This is a genomic window from Blastocatellia bacterium, assembly GCA_035275065.1.
Classification (GTDB): domain Bacteria; phylum Acidobacteriota; class Blastocatellia; order UBA7656; family UBA7656; genus DATENM01.
Map to the genome: position 1 here is coordinate 1 of DATENM010000159.1, position 1,243 is coordinate 1,243.

The window sequence follows — 1,243 nt, forward strand, 5'->3', positions numbered from 1 at the left end:
CGGCCTACCGCGCCCGTCCTCACGACGGGCTGGAAGTGGGATGAGTGATTCGATAATCGCCCATTGTTCATCGGTCAATTCTTCTCGTCTTGCCATAGCTGCTGATCTTAGCAGGACGAGCTATTTATGAGACCACTTCTAAGAAATAGCATATGACTACCAAGAAATCATCTGAGATGCATGTAGGCCCGCTACGGCGCGCTTTACGTAAGGCAATCGAAACCGAAGACCCTGAATACGAACTCGTTGAAAGAGAGGAGTACCCCTTCCGATACCTGATTGGAAAAAGCTTGGATAAATGGATCGAGAACATTCACCCAAAGATGGATGCCCCAGATGAACAGGAAGCTTTGGAGATTGCCACGAGGGCGATGTCATATAACTACATTGGTATCGTACATCGGGATATTCATGAAGCTTTGAGTGAATGTGAGAGCCCAATAGAGCGTATCATGCTTGCTGCACTTATTACTGTATCTTCAAAAATCGGGATTGGTATCAACTTAAAGCCGAAGTACCTTTCTCAGTTGTGGCCCCTTGAAAAGGGTAAGCACCCTTCTAACTCTACCACTGCAATGCTCACGATTGTGCCACAGGCACAAATGGGAGAGTATCGAGTTGACTTTCTTTTGACCTACGAATTCATAGAAACTGATTATCCAGACGAAGCAGAGGAGGAGATTCCAAACAGTAACGTGGTGATGATCACCCGCCCAGAGTTGGCAGTCCATACACCTGTTCAAAAGAACCTTATCCTGGAATGCGATGGCCATGCTTTTCACGAAAAAACAAAGTATCAAGCAGCGCGCGATAAGCGTAGAGACCGAGTTCTTCAATCGCTAGGTTATAAGGTATTCAGATTTACTGGATCAGAGATTTATAATAATCCTATCTCGTGTGCAGTAGAAGCTATCAAGGGATTCGACATTGATACAGGGCAAAGACTTCCTCCTGTATCACAGTAGCGGCCAAGGCGACCTAACAAGGCGTTGCAGCGGAGGCCGCGCCGCGCAGCTCTAGTGGCTGCTTGTGAGGCCGCTCACGGCCCCGCTGAACGCAGGCGTTAGGCCACCCATCGAATTATTCAGGGACGAATTGAAATAAGTAAATGGGAAGGTTGGACATCTACCTCAGGCTCTGGTTTTATCACCTCCTACCGGCACTGGCGCTTTCTTTGCCGATCTGGCTCCGCGCTCACGACCGTGCTAAGTGGGTATGGTGGGACTTCAGCGTTCTTGTATTC

1 protein-coding gene is annotated in these 1,243 nt (G+C 48.4%); it reads left to right on the forward strand.

Features of this window, described 5'->3' with window-relative positions; translation table 11 throughout:
• Positions 1-152: 152 nt before the first annotated feature.
• Positions 153-965, forward strand: coding sequence for a DUF559 domain-containing protein (locus VJ464_30425; protein HKQ09476.1), 813 nt, complete (start codon positions 153-155; stop codon positions 963-965).
• The last annotated feature ends 278 nt before the right edge of the window (positions 966-1,243 follow it).

What these genes read in the sequence shown, in the direction of transcription:
- VJ464_30425 (HKQ09476.1), top strand. Translation starts at nt 153, where the DNA reads ATGACTACCAAGAAATCATCTGAGATGCATGTAGGCCCGCTACGGCGC.